This window comes from Microcoleus vaginatus FACHB-2002, assembly GCF_040004035.1.
Taxonomy (GTDB): Bacteria; Cyanobacteriota; Cyanobacteriia; order Cyanobacteriales; family Microcoleaceae; genus Microcoleus; species Microcoleus vaginatus_C.
The window spans coordinates 71,967-88,173 of record NZ_JAMPLN010000026.1 but is presented as its reverse complement, the minus strand read 5'-3'; the positions used below and the strand labels follow the sequence as shown (position 1 = coordinate 88,173).

The 16,207-nt window shown below is 42.2% G+C and carries 15 protein-coding genes; 7 read left to right on the top strand and 8 right to left on the bottom strand.

Features of this window, described 5'->3' with window-relative positions:
• Nucleotides 1–120: 120 nt before the first annotated feature.
• The 6 genes from NDI35_RS21060 to NDI35_RS21035 all read right to left on the bottom strand — a co-directional run bounded on the left by NDI35_RS21060 (nt 121) and on the right by NDI35_RS21035 (nt 3,166).
• Nucleotides 121–375: a DUF6414 family protein gene (locus tag NDI35_RS21060; RefSeq protein ID WP_445314430.1), complete on the bottom strand. Its 255-nt coding sequence runs from the start codon at nt 373–375 to the stop codon at nt 121–123.
• Nucleotides 335–955 carry a hypothetical protein gene (locus NDI35_RS21055; protein ID WP_445314429.1) on the bottom strand — a complete coding sequence of 207 codons (621 nt, stop codon included), beginning with the start codon at nt 953–955 and terminating at the stop codon, nt 335–337. The genes NDI35_RS21060 and NDI35_RS21055 overlap by 41 nt, the downstream gene beginning before the upstream one ends.
• 354 nt (nt 956–1,309) lie before the next feature.
• Entirely contained in the window at nt 1,310–1,642 is a 333-nt protein-coding gene (locus NDI35_RS21050; RefSeq protein ID WP_445314428.1) for a DUF5615 family PIN-like protein, read from the bottom strand.
• On the bottom strand, nt 1,639–1,869 hold the full coding sequence (locus NDI35_RS21045; protein ID WP_006634608.1) for a DUF433 domain-containing protein: 231 nt from the start codon (nt 1,867–1,869) through the stop codon (nt 1,639–1,641). The genes NDI35_RS21050 and NDI35_RS21045 overlap by 4 nt, the downstream gene beginning before the upstream one ends.
• A 143-nt stretch (nt 1,870–2,012) precedes the next feature.
• Nucleotides 2,013–2,924, bottom strand: a complete 912-nt coding sequence (era, locus tag NDI35_RS21040; RefSeq protein ID WP_445314436.1) for a GTPase Era — start codon at nt 2,922–2,924, stop codon at nt 2,013–2,015.
• Between the two features lie 68 nt (nt 2,925–2,992).
• Nucleotides 2,993–3,166 carry a hypothetical protein gene (locus NDI35_RS21035; protein WP_445314427.1) on the bottom strand — a complete coding sequence of 58 codons (174 nt, stop codon included), beginning with the start codon at nt 3,164–3,166 and terminating at the stop codon, nt 2,993–2,995.
• A 266-nt stretch (nt 3,167–3,432) separates the two neighbouring features.
• Between NDI35_RS21035 and NDI35_RS21030 the strand changes: the two genes are divergently transcribed.
• Entirely contained in the window at nt 3,433–3,864 is a 432-nt protein-coding gene (locus NDI35_RS21030; protein WP_445314426.1) for a hypothetical protein, read from the top strand.
• Between the two features lie 441 nt (nt 3,865–4,305).
• On the opposite strand, the gene NDI35_RS21025 is transcribed toward NDI35_RS21030, so the two are convergent.
• Entirely contained in the window at nt 4,306–4,578 is a 273-nt protein-coding gene (locus NDI35_RS21025) for a hypothetical protein (protein ID WP_333170030.1), read from the bottom strand.
• A 250-nt stretch (nt 4,579–4,828) separates the two neighbouring features.
• Here NDI35_RS21025 and NDI35_RS21020 point away from each other — a divergent pair, with 250 nt between their 5' ends.
• The 4 genes from NDI35_RS21020 (at nt 4,829) to NDI35_RS21005 (ending at nt 7,531) form a co-directional block, all read left to right on the top strand.
• Nucleotides 4,829–5,386 (top strand): NUDIX hydrolase, encoded by a 558-nt coding sequence (locus NDI35_RS21020; RefSeq protein ID WP_445314425.1) that lies wholly within the window; start codon nt 4,829–4,831, stop codon nt 5,384–5,386.
• 191 nt (nt 5,387–5,577) lie between these two features.
• A complete protein-coding gene (locus tag NDI35_RS21015) occupies nt 5,578–6,333 on the top strand; it encodes an ATP-binding cassette domain-containing protein (RefSeq protein WP_445314424.1) in 756 nt (251 codons plus the stop codon).
• 52 nt (nt 6,334–6,385) lie between these two features.
• Nucleotides 6,386–6,847, top strand: coding sequence for a DUF29 domain-containing protein (locus tag NDI35_RS21010; RefSeq protein WP_190739667.1), 462 nt, complete (start codon nt 6,386–6,388; stop codon nt 6,845–6,847).
• A 33-nt stretch (nt 6,848–6,880) separates the two neighbouring features.
• Complete coding sequence (locus tag NDI35_RS21005; RefSeq protein WP_445314423.1) at nt 6,881–7,531, top strand: ABC transporter permease; 651 nt, start codon at nt 6,881–6,883, stop codon at nt 7,529–7,531.
• 37 nt (nt 7,532–7,568) lie between these two features.
• On the opposite strand, the gene NDI35_RS21000 is transcribed toward NDI35_RS21005, so the two are convergent.
• Entirely contained in the window at nt 7,569–8,153 is a 585-nt protein-coding gene (locus NDI35_RS21000; protein ID WP_445314422.1) for a DUF1802 family protein, read from the bottom strand.
• Nucleotides 8,154–8,640: 487 nt separating this feature from the next.
• Here NDI35_RS21000 and NDI35_RS20995 point away from each other — a divergent pair, with 487 nt between their 5' ends.
• Complete coding sequence (locus NDI35_RS20995) at nt 8,641–14,574, top strand: hybrid sensor histidine kinase/response regulator (RefSeq protein ID WP_445314421.1); 5,934 nt, start codon at nt 8,641–8,643, stop codon at nt 14,572–14,574.
• The gene (locus NDI35_RS20990; RefSeq protein WP_445314420.1) at nt 14,567–16,111 is read left to right on the top strand and encodes a hybrid sensor histidine kinase/response regulator; all 1,545 of its coding nucleotides are present in this window, start codon (nt 14,567–14,569) and stop codon (nt 16,109–16,111) included. Before NDI35_RS20995 ends, NDI35_RS20990 begins: the two co-directional genes overlap by 8 nt.
• The last annotated feature ends 96 nt before the right edge of the window (nt 16,112–16,207 follow it).

The window sequence follows — 16,207 nt, the reverse complement described above, 5'->3', positions numbered from 1 at the left end:
GTTAGTTTTTGGATTTTCTCCCATAGCTCTACTATCAAGGCTTCTTTTGCCTCGTTCGATAGCTGTTTTAGGTCGGGGAGTTTTTCCATTCCTTGATCTAATGTCTATCTTGTCTTCTTGTCAAGGGGGTTGAGCAATTACAAATTTTCGTTCCTCAGTAGAGGACTCCCGACTAATTATGTCAGCCAATACTCTGCCTGACCCAATAGGCCCTTCTTGGCTCTCTAAATCCTTATCAGAATTTTTGGAGTGACTAATAACATATTCTGTTAATCCCTCAAATATTTGTGAAGATATAGAATACATCTTGTAGTCGTCCAAATATATGAAAGATTTAACTTTCTTTTTTTCTTTTCCTTTGGATGTATTCTTCATAGTATTTCTGGCGTGTTATTTTCAAATCCAATTCACTATCACTATGTATCAAAGGATTGTTAGTAGTTTCACTTGATTCATCCCATAACTGCATAGATTTTGGGAAATACCTTCGAGCTATTTGTCGTCCTTCTTGAGATCTGAACAAGAACGCCTCAATGCTCCCACGATGAAAAACTTGAAATCCTTCACGCTTGTTTTCTGATAAACCTTCGAGTTTTTGGGTTAAACCAGAGCTAGCTATCGTTGAGTAAAAACCAATAAAACCATCGCATCTATTAGAGCTTAATCTATCTGCAACATTTATCTCGTCGTCGACACCCACCGCCTTGCCCTTTCCTGAATTTGAGTGGGAAAAATGCTTACAACTCACAAGCCAGAGAACCGTTGTTTCGCCACCAATACCCTTTCGAGATTCCTGGATTAGAAGATCCTTCCCTCCATCCTGTCCTCGATCTGGCTCAGAAATGATTTTGTAGCTTAAATATGCGAAAAAATCTCTTGCAAACAACTCGAACTCATCTTGTTTGCCGTTAGCTAAGTTGGCTTGAGGAATTTCCTTAAAATCGAGAGCTGACATTAAGTATTCTAATGATTATCGAAATTGTAGATTTCTTTGTATAAGTGTACTAGAGCTTTCAAGATTTGCCACTCAGCAGACGAACTTGAAGACCAGACCTCACGATAATTAAAGCAGCCTAACTTATAATTGTATCGCAGTTGCAGTACAATACTAAATGTAGTCGAATAATACCGCAGATCGAGGATGTATGTCAACCCCTTCTTACTCCCCATCAGAATCTCCTTTCCTCGATCGAGGTCGCCACACGATTCGACTCAATCACTGAAGCCGCCGCACTGAAAAAACCTATCTATATTAGATTTTAGATTAGAGAGCATTTAGAGTCGATCGCACACTAGGGCGATCGGTGCATTATGATAAAGCAAGCAGCGATAAATTCTCGTCTTCATAAAATAATTCGATCGCGTTAAAATTCCGACGTAGCAAATTTTCAACTTGCAATGTCGAACAGTTTCCAAGGCAAAGCCAAATAACTTTCGGTGGGTTCCCAAATACTAAGCTCAGGTCGTGCATATCCGCGTCTTTCGAGACAATCATCAAATTATTGTTTTTTGCATAATCCCAAACTATTGGGTCGATCGTTGCTTTCATTCCCACATCTCGAACGTGAAGCGAATTTGGGAAAATATCGCTCAAACGATTCGGCAACTTGGGCGACAAATTTTCATCAAAAAGTAATTTCATGCCGATAAGGTCGCGGTCATAAACCGACGCTCGCGGTCAGCAGCATAAGCAATGCAGGCTTTTAAATCTTCTCGCGTCAAATCGGGAAAATCGTCAAGAATTTCTGCTTCGGTCATCTCGGAAGCCAGGTACTCAAGCACTTCATAAACCGTAATTCGCAAGCCGCGTACACAAGGCTTACCACCGCGTTTATTTGCTTCGATCGTGATGTGGTTTCGGTAGTTCATAGTTGGAATTATCGTCCTTGTGTTCTCGACCTTTGCAAAAACTTAGCCTATGGCTGCGGAGCTGGCAAAGTTGTCAATCTTGTTTTTAATCTGCTTCTGAGCACATCAGGATTAAGAGAGGGAAACTGCCAACAGATAAAGTTTTATTCTTCTACCCGATAACCCAATTCCGCCAAACGAGTGCGCGACTGCCGCCACTTCGGCTGCACCTTGACAAATAACTCCAAATATACTTTGCCTTCAATTAACTTTTGAATCTGTTCGCGGGCCGCACTGCCGATCGACTTGAGCATACTGCCGCTTTTACCGATTAAAATGCCTTTTTGGGAATCCCGTTCGACGTGAATTGTCGCCAGAATGCGCGTAATTTTTGCTTCTTCTTGAACTATGTCGATCGCAATTGCTACAGAATGCGGCACTTCTTCCCGCGTCAGCAGCAAAATCTGTTCCCGAATCAATTCGCCCATAATAAAGCGTTCCGGCTGGTCAGTCACCAAATCTGGCGGATAATAATAAGGCCCAACCTCCAAATGTTCGATTAACAATTGTTGCAGCGGCTCGACACCCTCGCCCGTGAGAGCCGAAAATTTCACTACAGGCCACTCAGGATTGACAATTTGCTCGTAAGTTCGATCGATCAACACGCAATCCGACGGTTGTTCGTCCAACTTATTCATCCCCAAAATCACTGGAATGCCGATATTGCTGAGAATTTCGACAATATATCGATCGCCCCCTCCCGATTCCACGGAACCATCCACCACAAACAGCACCACATCCACCGACTGAATCGCGGTGCGGGCATTCTGCACCAAAACCTTGCCCAATTCGTGGTGCGGCTTGTGAATTCCGGGAGTATCTACAAAAATAATTTGTGCTTCCGGTGTCGTTAGGATTCCCCGTAGCCTGTTGCGCGTCGTCTGAGACACCGGCGAAGTAATAGCAATTTTCTGCCCCACCAACTGATTCATCAGCGTTGATTTTCCGACATTCGGGCGTCCGACAATACCCACAAAGCCCGATTTGTAACCCGCCGGAGCCGCGGGAACACCCATAATCCCCGATACGTCGATAAATTTACTATCTTCCACTAAAATCACCTATTTTCAAGCCCCTTCTCTGTCTATTGTCGCCTGAAAATACTCAAACGCCCATCGATGCACTCTAGCATCTTTCTCGCCCTGGTATAGCGCGCCACACTCAAACCTCGATCGAGCCGCAAACCAGTGTTAAAACGTGATACGCGATCGGCAAAACTTGATATCTGAGACAAAATTTGATAAAGTTCCAATGACATCGCTCAAAAATGAATCATTCTGGTAAAACCGACTCCCAAATGCTGTAACAACTTCAGATGTGTAAATATTTAACTCAACTGAAACTCTTCTACAGTTTGTCAGGCAAACCAGTTTTAACGTTTTTGAGAATGTTTGGTAATAAAGTAGGTAGGTTAAACTAAAACTCAAAAGCTCAATGTCATGAGGCGCTTTTTTCATAAAAGCAACTGTTTTTAGAGCCTACCTAATTAGTGCTAATTGTCATAAAGTTGAGGAGATGAATCAGATGAAATCGAAATTATTTTGGAGTGTCTGCACCGTTTTGGTAGCAAGCTTGCCTGTTTCCGCCTTGGCTCAAACAAGCCCTCCCACAAGCCCTGAAGCAGGTATTGACTACAAGGGTGGCTCGAAGAGATACCAGTTGCTACCGGGCAGAATCCAGGACAGAACCTTGCCCAGAGCCTTTGACTTTCCAATTATTACCAATGTTGCTACTGACACTAGCATCACCTCGGATTTTCTAATTACCGATCAGTTTCGCGCCCCAGCGGGTCGTACAGAATACACCGGAGCTCTCACCGCCTGGGCAGCATCAATCAGAGAATGTCTGGCCAAACAACCACTCTTGATTCGAGCCAGCACTAAGAACCCGATTCAGATTAATGGTAGAGTAGGCACGATTGTTAGAAACGCAAATAACCGTGCAGTTTGCAAATAAGCCAGCAATATCACAGGGGCTAAATTGACCGTAATTGCTGTAAGGGCGGGTTCACCAATATCTCCCATGCAAGCATCGATACAGTAAACCCGTCACCGCAGCGATATTGGGGTCAATCGAGGCCAGTTGATATAACTTCCGCTATCTTAAAGATAAAAACTAGAGAGTGTTTTTGAACAAAAAGAGCAATAGAAAACCTATTGCTCTTTTTGTTGGCGAAATTTCAATTAATATCTATTAGGACTTATATGAGATCCGCTGAAACGACATCATATAAGAGGTTTGTAGTGAGGAATGCAAGTCCTTATCAAGGTTTAAGGACTTGCATTCCTCACTGCAAACGACATAATTACGCAGAAACCAGCTTTTTTCCAAAAAATCCCGTGAAACCCGAGGGAGATAGATTTTAACACCTGGTTTATGAAAGTTTGTCTGCGTAATTCAGGATTTAGTAGCGCAAAATTCATGTGTACTCAGTAAAATTTCGCCATAATCAGGAATCCAAGCTAGCCACTGTTCTTCCGAACATTCACACAACAGCCACGCTTCGTCAAAGCTGAATGCGGTTGGCGGATTGAACAATTTAACCCACATAGAAGGAGTTAATTTGGGTGCAGGTACGGCGCAGCCAAATTTTTCCCAGTCGCGGACACTGGCGAAGCTTCCGGGCGTTGGTTGGGATTGCCAAGTACGAATATCTGTTTGCAGTTGCATAACTACTCCTGTCTAGCTAAGAGTCTGCACCAGGGCGCGGTTGAAACAACCCAGAGCGGAGGCGCAGAAAAATTCATTATGTAGTCTATGCTACGGAATTTCCCAGGCAAATGTGTAGCCTTGTAGCAAAAATTTACAATCGAGAGGAAAAAACTGGCTCAAAGCTGAAAAGGTCGATCGGCTATTGTTGCGCTCGTTAACAATCGGCTACCATAGCAAAAAATATCTAATTTATTCCAAAAATTCCGACATGAACCAAACTGCAAAATCCCAGTGGAAAACTCTAGACCGCTTTGTAGAAATCAACTCTCATTGGGTAAAACTAATCGCCGAACATCTCGAAACAACCGAAGGAAAAACAGTAGAATATTGGCGAGTAGAAAGAGCAGATTCAGTTGTAATCTTGACCATTCAAGCTGACAAATTGCTGTTTCCCCCACCGATGTATCGCCCCGGCGTGGCAGAAGCAACCCTCGATTTTCCCGGCGGTCGCGTACCAGCCGAAGCAACGCCAGCAGCGACAGTTCCAGCTATAATCAAGAAAGAATTAGGCGTGACAGAAAGTGCGATCGCCCGCATCGAACCGATCAACACCGTCGGCTGGGCAATAAACAGTTCCTTTTCCAATCAAAAACTCTACGGTTTTGTTGCAGAATTGCACCCTACAGCAACAGTAAACCCCGAACTTATCGGTGCTGCATATCCTGTCACCCCAGACGGAATTCGCGACTTGCTCAAAAAATTAACTTGCCTCCAATGTCGAGCCTTACTGCTAGAATGGCAAAATCAAGTCGATTTTAGATTTTAGATTTTAGATTTTAGAATTGGGAATTGTCCCCCGATGCTCGCTGAGGTGAATTTTAGGACTTACGCTCATAAACCCGGTTTCTCTGACAAATCTTGGGTTAAGCAGCAAATTATCTAAGAAAAAAACCGGGTTTCTAGCCCCTTGTCTGTAAGTTCTAAAATTCCTGAAAATCCAAATCACCGGAACTAATCATGCCTCTCAATAATGAAGTTGCTGTCGAATGCCTCGACGTGACATATCGCCTCAACCGCAGGCATTTAGTAGACAAACTCAATTTCAAAGTGCTGCAAGGAGAAGTTTTAGTATTGCTGGGACGCAGCGGGAGTGGCAAAACTACTACCATGAAATTGATTAACAATTTACTAACGCCCAGCAGCGGCGAAGTTCTTGTCATGGGAAAACCGACAACTCAGTGGAACCCAATTCAACTGCGCCGAAAAATTGGCTATGTGATTCAAGAAATTGGTTTGTTTCCCCATTTTACCGTCGAGCAAAACGTCGGTTTAGTGCCAAAATTAGAAGGTTGGGAGGGCGATCGTATTAAATCTCGCGTCCGGCAACTGTTAGAATTAGTCAACCTCGACCCGCAGCACTTCGCCAAACGCTATCCCCATCAGTTATCCGGCGGACAGCGGCAGCGGGTAGGCGTCGCTAGAGCACTGGCGGCTGACCCTCCGATATTGTTAATGGACGAACCGTTTGGTGCTTTAGACCCGATTACTCGTCTGGAATTGCAGCGGGAATTCGGTCAATTGCAGCAGCAACTTGGCAAAACTGTGATTTTTGTGACTCACGGCATTCAAGAAGCTTTTTTGTTAGCTTCTAGAATTGGTTTGATGCAAGACGGACGGTTGGTTGAATTGGCAACACCTGATGATTTTCTCAAATCTCAGCATCCCGAAGCTGGGGCATTTCTTGAATGTTTGCAAGTAGCTAAATTTGAATGATTTAGCCAATATTTGATAATATAGTTTTAGTAACTAAGCTGATAATCAAACGATGCACAGTCTTTACGAGACAGACTTCTATGCTTGGACGCAAGAACAAGCCAAGTTACTTCGCAAGTGTCAGTGGAGTCAACTTGACTTGCCAAATTTAATTGAGGAGATTGAATCTTTGGGCAAACAGGAACGTCAAGAACTTAGAAATCGTTTGAGCATTTTGCTGGGACATTTGCTGAAGTGGCAATATCAGCCCCAGCAGCGGAGTCGTAGCTGGTTGTCTACAATTCGAGTGCAGCGGCGGGACACTCAGAGACTGATACAAGATAACCCAAGTCTGAAACCTTACTTGCAAGAAGCTTTCCAAGAAGCTTATCAAAACGGGAGAGATTTGGCAGTAGGAGAAACCGATTTACCTCTCAAAACATTTCCTCAAAATTGCCTTTACAGCTTAGAGGAAATTCTGGACTCTCGCTTCTATCCTGGTGAACCAAGTCCTGAAATGGAAAATGATTTATAAGGTTGACAGCAATCAGCAATAACCAATTCCCCAATGATAATTTTTATCAACCGCTATGGCGCTGAGATAATTCAGCGCGCAACTGAACATTTATATTTAGTAACTGTGGCAATTTTTCTCGCTATTATTGTGGGGATGCCCCTGGGAATTTTAGCCACGAGAAAACCTAAATTGAAAAAGCCAATTTTGGGATTTGCTAATATTATGCAAACAATTCCCAGTTTAGCTTTGTTTGGCTTGCTAATCCCGGTGCCGGTATTGGGTGGAATAGGCGATCGCACTGCAATTATCGCCCTCACTCTGTATTCTTTACTGCCTATTATCCGCAATACTTATACTGGTATTGTCGGCGTCGATCCAGCGATTACGGAAGCCGGAAGAGGCATGGGGATGACTGATATGCAACTGTTATGGCAAGTGGAAATTCCCCTGGCGCTGGGCGTGATTCTGGCGGGCGTGCGAGTTGCTGCGGTAATTGCGATCGGACTCGCTACAATCGCCGCTGCAATTGGTGCCGGTGGCTTGGGGGTGTTTATTTTTCGGGGCGTTGCTACCGTCAACAATCAGTTACTTTTGGCGGGGGCAATTCCGGCCGCTTTAATGGCATTAGCTGCAGATTTTGGGCTGGGTTGGGTAGAAGCGCGCCTCTCGAAAAGTACCTTAAAAACTATTAATGAGGACTAAAATCCTGACTACCTTCCGTCAGAGTTGTCACTATCTGCTAACCAGAAGCATTCGCAGGATTTGCTATCAGATTGCGGATTTCATTTGAACGTTTAATGTACTCTCCATCGCTCAAAACAGCTTGGCTTCCCTCCAGCGAAATAGCATCTGCCAAATCGATCCAAGAACGGCAACCGCCGTATTCAGGAATGTAGGGAATTTCGCGAATTGCGGCAAGGCGATAAGCCCGCAGCAATAAAATATAAATTGGCTGATTTTGTTTCCATTTCAGGCGATCGCTGACAAAATTTTCATTCCAAATATGGTACGGAAATAGCGCAGTAATTGCCGGTTGCCAAGCTACCAAAAAAACATCAGTAATCTCCGCCCAACTGCCAATTGTAATAACTTCCGGATGCCAACCAGATTCGACAGTCTTGACGTGATGTGCAAACTCCGGCTTTAATAAACCCGGCTGTTGGTGTTCAAAAGTTGGATACAGCAAAACCTGTTTGTCAGTGACATTGAACTGTCCTGCTTGCTCGCGAATTCCCCCCTTCCGCAACAGCACAATCGTTTGACCTTGTTCCAAAGCATTAACTGCTACATTCCATTCTTTCAGCGCCCTAGTAGTTGATTTCATAAGAATTGAGTTGGGTTTTAACAATAGTAACAAAAATCGGTACTTTCAAGCAAGTACAGCCACTTTTTCCTGTTAAAATTGGCGTAGTCCTGCATAGTCAGGACTACGTTATTTTGATAAAGACAATAATTGGTTGGATCACATCGTGGGCCAACTGGTGTTTTCTTTATTACTCTAACCGATAAAATAATCGCCTCTTCTGTGTCCAAGCTATCCTCTACTATCACACCGGGGATATTCAGCAATTTTGTCGTTAATTTTTTCAGGAGTTTATTTAAATACTTAATGAAATTTAAAGATTCTCGCATATTAAGTACCGAACCAGCATATTTAGATTTGTTAAAATTTAAATATCACTCAAAAAGCTTAGATTATACTTATTTAGAGTGCATAGAAAATAGTTTTTTAATTCCGTTCTCTCATAAATATCAGTATACCTACGGAAATACCGCCTACTCTTCAATTTATTTTTAGTGAAATTACGCATATGAGCATTACTGTTTTCGGTTACAACCTAAGCGAAGCTATTTACGAAAGTGTCAGTACGATTATTTATCGCGGCACAAAAGACATTGATAGAACCTCAGCAATTATCAAAACCTTCAAAGCTGAGCATCCGACAATCGCAGAAATTTCCCGATTAAGACACGAACATAAAATACTTCGACATTTAGACAGTCCAGGAATAGTCAAACCCATAGCTTTAGAAAACTATCATAACGGCTTAGCGCTGATTGTAGAAAATTTTAGTGGTCAATCCTTGAAAGATTATCTTAACAATCAACCCTTGGTTATAGACGCCTTTCTAAAAATTGGAATTCAGTTGGCAACAACTCTTGGAGATATTCATCACAGTAATGTTATCCATAAAGACATTAAGCCCCAAAATATCTTAATTGACCCAGAGACAAAGGAAGTAAAAATTATTGATTTTAGCATTGCTTCTCTTTTAGAGCGAGAAAATCAAACCGTCACAAATCCCAACTTATTAGAAGGAACTCTCCCTTATATGTCGCCGGAACAAACCGGCAGAATGAACCGGTCAGTGGACTACCGTACCGACTTTTACTCCCTTGGGATTACATTTTATGAAATGCTGACGGGTAAGCTACCTTTTTCCGCAAAAGACCCCCTAGAAGTCGTTCATTGCCATATAGCTAAAGCACCAATACCACCTCAAAAGCTGAATCCCGAAATCCCGGATGCAGTTTCTGAAATTGTAATGAAATTATTATCTAAAACTGCTGAAGAGAGATATCAAAGTGCTTTCGGAATAAAAATTGACTTGGAAACCTGCCAGCAGATGCTTTCTGCGGGAGAGATTTTCCCCTTTATTATAGGTCAACTAGATTCCTACAGCCAATTTATGATTCCGCAAAAACTCTATGGACGGGAAAGAGAAGTTGCTAGTTTGCTAGAAGCCTTCGCTCGCGTCAGTGGTGGGACAACGGAAATGATGCTAGTTTCCGGTTATTCAGGTATCGGAAAATCTTCTTTGGTTAACGAAGTTGATAAGCCTATAGTGGGAGCACGAGGGTATTTTATTTCTGGTAAATTTGATCAATTTAAGCGGAATATTCCTTATGCTGCTTTAATTCAAGCATTTCAAGGATTGATGCGGCAACTGCTCACTGAAAATTCTGCTCAAATAGCAATTTGGAAAGCTAAAATTCTCGAAGCACTTGGTGCCAATGGGTCAATTATTATTGAGGTTATTCCCGAAGTAGAAAAGATTATTGATCCACAGCCTGCGGTTCCGACTTTGGGACCCACTGAATCTCAAAACCGATTTAATCGAGTGTTTCAAAAATTTATACAGGTGTTTAGTAAACCCGAACACCCCCTAGTGATATTTTTGGATGACTTGCAGTGGGCAGATTCTGCCTCTCTCAAGCTTATCCAGCTAATTATGACCGATCCAGATAGTAAATATCTGCTATTAATTGGCGCTTATCGGGATAATGAAGTCAGTGCCACTCATCCCTTAATTTATACATTAGAGCAAATTCAAAATACCAGCGCAACAATAAATAATATTATCCTCCAATCTTTGGATATCTCTCATGTCAACCAATTAGTGAGCGAAACTCTTCGCAGTCACATTTCCGAAGTTTTACCCCTGGCTGAGTTAGTTTTTAAGAAAACCCAGGGAAATCCCTTCTTCTTAACTCAACTGCTCAAATCCCTTTATCAAGACCAACTCCTCTCCTTTGATTTCAATCAAGTTTGTTGGCAGTGGGATATCCAACTGCTTCAAGGCATTGATATCAGCGATAATGTGGTCGAATTGATGGTCAGCCAAATTCAAAAACTATCGTCCCCGACGCAGAATGTCTTAAAATTAGCTGCCTGTATAGGAGATAAATTTAGTTTAGACGTTTTGGCAATTGCTAATAAAAAATCTCAATCAGAGACGGCAAGGGATTTATGGGAAGCGCTACAAGCTGGTTTCGTTCTGCCACTAAATAATTCCTACAAAATCCCCCTACTATTTGACTCGGAAACCTCTACAGAAAACTCAACCGAGCAGTTTAATGTTACTTACAAGTTTTTGCATGACCGAGTGCAACAGGCGTCTTATTCTCTGATACCCGACGAGCAGAAAAAAGAAACTCACCGAAAAATTGGTCAACTACTGCTGAATTCCACAACCCCTGAAGAACGAAAAGAAAATATCTTTGCACTGGTTAACCAACTAAATTATGGAACGGATTTAATCACTTTAGAGTTGGAAAGATATGAGTTGGCAGAACTGAATCTGATCGCCGCACAGAAAGCCAAAGCTGCCACAGCTTATGAGTCTGCTGTCAAATATTTGAATGTGGGTTTAGTATTACTTGCGGAGAATAGCTGGGAGAGTCAATATGAGCTGACGTTTAACCTGCATCTGGAAGCAGCAGAAACTGAATATATAAACACTAATTATGAGCGATCGCAACAGCTTTGTGAGACGAGCCTGACACAAGCGAAAACCCTTCTGGAAAAAGCCAAGTTCTACGAGCTGAAAATTCAATTAGAGATGTCTCAAAATAGGATGCAATCAGCTATAGATAATGGGATCGCCGTTCTAGAAAGGTTTGGAGTTCGCCTAGAGCAAGAACCCCCTCAAGAACTAATCTTTGATGATTTAGCTAACTTGCCGCCAATGACAGCTCCCGATAAGCTCGCAGCTATGCGGATATTAAATATCATGACAACGCCGGCTTTTGTTGTAAATCCAGCGATTTTTCCGCGGATTCTTTATACAAAAATAATCTTGTCTATTAAGTATGGAAATTCGCCTCAAGTCGCTGTTGCTTATGTGTGGTATGGAGTGTTACTCTGTGGAGGATTAGGAGACATAGATTCTGGATATCAATTTGGTAAACTAGCTATTTTGCTACTAGAAAGGTTTAACACGATTACCCTTAAATCGAAAATACTTTGTGTATTTAATTGTCTGATTAAATTTTGGAAAGAGCCGCTTAAAACTACCCTAGAACCTTTGATTGATGCCATTCAAAGTGGTGTGGAAACTGGAGACCTAGAATATGCTTGTCACAGTACCGTCAATTATTGCAATCAGTTATTTTTCAGCGGGCGGGAACTACAGAAAGTTGAGCAGGAACAGGCAAAGTATGTTGCCCTAACCATTAAACTAAAACAAGAATACGATACTTTATTTATTAAAATTTACCAGCAAATAGTTAACAATCTACTCGACAAAAACTCTGATAAATACTTTTTGCTAGGTGAAAGTTTTAATGAAGAAGAACTACTGCCAGGAATCGAGGCGTCTAACACTGGGACTTTGCTCTATGCTTACCATGTGGGCAAAATGATTCTCTCTTATCTATTTAAAGAGCCAAATAAAACAGTGTCGAGTGCAAACTTAGCATTAAAATATGCCGACACGGGGGCAGGATTAATGCACATGAGTATCTACAACGTTTACTATTCTCTTGCCCTTATAGCAGTTTATCCTGAAGCGGAACCAAACCAGAAAGAACAATACCTAAGTGAATTAACAGCGAATCAAAAAAAATTAAAGACATGGGCGTTTTATGCACCGTCTAACTTCCAGCACAAGTATGAGTTAGTAGAGGCAGAAAAAGCGCGGATTTTGGGACAACCTTTAGAAGCGAGCGATTATTACGATCGCGCCATAGCCGGAGCCAAAGAACAGGGATATATCCAAGAAGAAGCATTAGCCAACGAACTAGCAGCAGAGTTTTATTTGTCCCGCGCTAAAGATAAAATTGCTCGGCTTTATTTAACCGATGCTTACTACGGATATAGTCGCTGGGGAGCGAAAGCTATAGTCAAAGATTTAGAAGCCAGATATCCTCAAATACTTTCCCGGATAGCCAAGCCAGAAAGTCAAGGTAGCCCGGTCACGATGACCACTACCTCGACGAGTGGAGGAAGCGCAGGAGCTCTAGATTTAGCTACTGTGATCAAAGCATCCCAAGCTCTTTCTGGTGAAATTGTACTGAGTAAGCTGTTGGCAAAACTGATGAAAATTGCGATCGAGAATGCGGGCGCTCAAAGTGGCATTTTCATTTTAGAAAAAGCGGGAAGTTTACTAATAGAAGCCTATGGAACCGTAGATAGCGATGTAGAGGTGCTGCAAACAATACCAGTGGAAAATAGTCAGCAACTACCCATATCTTTGATTAACTATGTTGCCAGAACTCAGGAAAATGTTGTATTAAGCGATGCGACTTGTGAGGGAACCTTCACAGCGGATACTTATATCGTCAACCAAAAACCAAAGTCAGTATTATGTACTCCTATCGTTCATCAAGCAAAACTTACAGGTATCCTTTATTTAGAAAATAATCTCACAACTGGTGCTTTTACTCCCGATCGTTTAGAAGTTTTACAACTTTTATCTTCTCAAGCAGCTATTTCAATTGAAAATGCCCGTCTTTATAACGATTTGGAAGCCGCCAACGCTACTTTAGAAGCGAAGGTGGCAGAAAGAACGCAACAGTTACAAGAAAAAAATATCCATTTACAAAAAGCAGAAGAATTAGCGAAAGCAGCCAACTCTGCCAAGAGTGAGTTTCTTGCTAATATGAGCCACGAACTCCGAACGCCACTTAATGGCATTTTGGGTTACACGCAAATCCTCAAACGACAAAAAAACTTGGCTGACCAGCAAAAAGATGGTCTGAACGTCATTAGTCAGTGCGGCGATCACCTCTTAACCCTGATTAACGATATTTTAGACCTCTCTAAAATCGAAGCCCGAAAAATGGAAATCCACCTGAGTAATTTCCATTTATCAGAATTTTTGGAAGGCCTGGCTGAAATTTGCAATATTCGGGCAGAACAAAAGGGAATCTCCCTGATTTACGAGGCAATTACCCAACTACCTATTGCCGTCCAGGGTGATGAAAAAAGGTTGCGCCAAGTTTTAATCAACTTACTCGGCAATGCGATTAAGTTTACCGAAAAAGGTGGGGTGGCATTCAAAGTAGGATATCAGGATGGCAAAATCCGGTTTCAAGTGGAAGATACCGGAGTTGGTATGGCACCAGAGCAATTGCAAGATATATTTTTGCCTTTTCACCAAGTAGGGGATGCCAACCGTAAGGTTGAAGGAACCGGGTTGGGACTGGCAATTAGCCGCCAATTAGTCCAGATGATGGGCGGTGAAATAAAGGTGAAGAGTACATTAGGACAAGGGAGCGTTTTCTGGTTCGATTTAGATTTGCCAGAGGTATCCGAATGGGCGACTAATGCAGCCAAAGCAAATGCCCACACCATCGTTGGTTTCAAAGGCGGAAAGCGAAAAATTCTCATAGCTGACGATAAGTGGCAGAATCGTTCGATCATTGCGGGAATGCTTCAGCCGTTAGGATTTGAAGTTCTGGAAGCAACGGAGGGTCAGGACTGTTTAAACAAGGTGGCAGAGTTTAAACCAGACTGTATTTTAATGGACTTGATGATGCCAGTAATGAGTGGCTTAGAAGCAACGCGCCGAATTCGCAAATCACTAGGTCAGACTAAGTTAGTGGTGATTGCTACTTCGGCCAGCGTTTTTGATTTCGATCGACAACAAAGTGTCGAGGTAGGTTGCAATGATTTTATTCCCAAACCCATACGAATCGAGGAGCTTTTAGAAAAATTACGTACTCATTTAGGGTTAGAATGGATTTATGAAGAAAACCAGGAAGAGATTAGGAAAGCAGAAGGAGAAACAAAATCTCTAAGTTCTGAAATTGTAGCTCCTCCCGATGAGGAAATAGCCGTTCTATTCGATCTAGCGATGATGGGCGATCTCCGAGGGATTGCGGAGCGAGCTGCAAAACTCGAACAACTCAATGAGCAATGGGTTCCCTTTGCTACCCATCTGCGCCAGTTAGCAAAAGGATTTGAAGAACAACAAATTCTAGAGTTTATTAAACAATATAGGACGACAACTAATGAGTAGTGAACTTGCCGAACCAAGCACCATTTTAATCGTAGATGACACCCCGACTAATTTAGGTGTCCTGTTCGATTTTTTGGCTGATTTTGGCTTTAAAGTATTGGTAGCTAGGGATGGCCAAAGTGCTCTCCAGAAGGTCGCATATGCTGCGCCAGATCTGATCCTGTTGGATGTGCTTATGCCGGGAATAGATGGGTTTGAAACTTGTCGCCGTTTGAAAGCGAATGATTTAACGAGAGACATTCCCGTGATTTTTATGACGGCTCTTGCTGATACGGTGGATAAGGTTAAAGGTTTGAGTCTGGGTGCGGTGGATTATATCACTAAGCCTCTTCAGCATGAAGAGGTTTTAGCTCGTGTTAATGTCCACATGAAGCTCCGCAACCTGTCGAAAAAACTCCTAGAGCAAAATGTGTGCTTGCAAGCAGAAATCGAACAGCGTGTCAAAGCGGAATCTTCGCTCTTGAAGCTGGCATCGGAGTTGGAAAGGCGAGTTGACGAAAGGACGGCTGAACTTTTTCTATCCAATCAATTACTCAAACAGGAGATTCAAGAGCGTCTGCAAGCAGAGGCGGGATTGCAAGAATCGGAAGCTCAATTGCGAACCCAAGCTCAATGTTTAGAAAAGGCTTTTCGAGAATTGCAAATCACGCAGACTAAACTTGTTCAGAGCGAAAAAATGTCTTCTCTAGGTCAGCTTGTGGCAGGTGTGGCCCATGAAATAAATAATCCCGTCAATTTTATTTTTGGGAATCTTTCTTACGCCCATGATTATACCCAAAATCTGATTGATCTAGTCAATCTTTATCAGCAAGAATTCCCGGCGGCTGGACAAAAAGTTGAACAGAAAATACAGGAAATAGAACTAGATTTTTTGGTGGAAGACTTACCTAAATTGCTGAGTTCAATGAAGGTAGGTGTAGACCGGATTCGCGAAATTGTTCAGTCGCTGCGAATCTTCTCGCGCTTGGATGAATCTGAAATGAAACCGGTGGATATTCACCTGGGTATTGATAGCACTCTGTTAATTTTGCATAACCGCGTTAAAGGAAGGGGCGATCGACCTGCAATTGAGGTTGTTAAAGAATTCGGCAATCTGCCTCTGGTAGAGTGTTATGCGGGTCAGCTTAACCAGGTGTTTATGAATCTTGTTGCTAATGCTATTGATGCCATAGATGATTATAATACGACGCGATCGTTAAGTGAAATGAAAGCTAATCCTTCTAAGATTTTCATTCGCACGGAGGTCACGGAATCTAATCGGGTGTTAATTCATATTAAGGATAACGGCCCTGGGATGACCGAAGAAATTAGCCAACACCTATTTGAGCCATTTTTTACTACTAAGCCTATCGGGAAGGGTACTGGTATTGGGCTGTCAATTTCCCATCAGATTGTAGTGGATAAACACGGGGGCCAGCTCAATTGTATTTCAGCTCCTAATCAGGGGGCAATCTTTATTATTGATATTCCAATTCACCAGAAAGTTTTTGGTAATAATTTAATTACGATGTCTGAAACAGCTTTGGGTATTTCTTAGTTAATTTTAACTGAATGGATTTCAATAAATTTTAAGGGTTGCACAACTATAATCAAAATCTATCAGGCAGGGGGATATTCCCATACTTTAGGTAAT

Coding starts and splice junctions, on each gene's coding strand:
- NDI35_RS21060 (WP_445314430.1), bottom strand. CDS start 375: ATGAAGAATACATCCAAAGGAAAAGAAAAAAAGAAAGTTAAATCTTTC.
- NDI35_RS21055 (WP_445314429.1), bottom strand. CDS start 955: ATGTCAGCTCTCGATTTTAAGGAAATTCCTCAAGCCAACTTAGCTAAC.
- NDI35_RS21050 (WP_445314428.1), bottom strand. CDS start 1,642: ATGAAATTACTTTTTGATGAAAATTTGTCGCCCAAGTTGCCGAATCGT.
- NDI35_RS21045 (WP_006634608.1), bottom strand. CDS start 1,869: ATGAACTACCGAAACCACATCACGATCGAAGCAAATAAACGCGGTGGT.
- era (WP_445314436.1), bottom strand. CDS start 2,924: ATGGGTGTTCCCGCGGCTCCGGCGGGTTACAAATCGGGCTTTGTGGGT.
- NDI35_RS21035 (WP_445314427.1), bottom strand. CDS start 3,166: ATGTCATTGGAACTTTATCAAATTTTGTCTCAGATATCAAGTTTTGCC.
- NDI35_RS21030 (WP_445314426.1), top strand. CDS start 3,433: ATGAAATCGAAATTATTTTGGAGTGTCTGCACCGTTTTGGTAGCAAGC.
- NDI35_RS21025 (WP_333170030.1), bottom strand. CDS start 4,578: ATGCAACTGCAAACAGATATTCGTACTTGGCAATCCCAACCAACGCCC.
- NDI35_RS21020 (WP_445314425.1), top strand. CDS start 4,829: ATGAACCAAACTGCAAAATCCCAGTGGAAAACTCTAGACCGCTTTGTA.
- NDI35_RS21015 (WP_445314424.1), top strand. CDS start 5,578: ATGCCTCTCAATAATGAAGTTGCTGTCGAATGCCTCGACGTGACATAT.
- NDI35_RS21010 (WP_190739667.1), top strand. CDS start 6,386: ATGCACAGTCTTTACGAGACAGACTTCTATGCTTGGACGCAAGAACAA.
- NDI35_RS21005 (WP_445314423.1), top strand. CDS start 6,881: ATGATAATTTTTATCAACCGCTATGGCGCTGAGATAATTCAGCGCGCA.
- NDI35_RS21000 (WP_445314422.1), bottom strand. CDS start 8,153: ATGAAATCAACTACTAGGGCGCTGAAAGAATGGAATGTAGCAGTTAAT.
- NDI35_RS20995 (WP_445314421.1), top strand. CDS start 8,641: ATGAGCATTACTGTTTTCGGTTACAACCTAAGCGAAGCTATTTACGAA.
- NDI35_RS20990 (WP_445314420.1), top strand. CDS start 14,567: ATGAGTAGTGAACTTGCCGAACCAAGCACCATTTTAATCGTAGATGAC.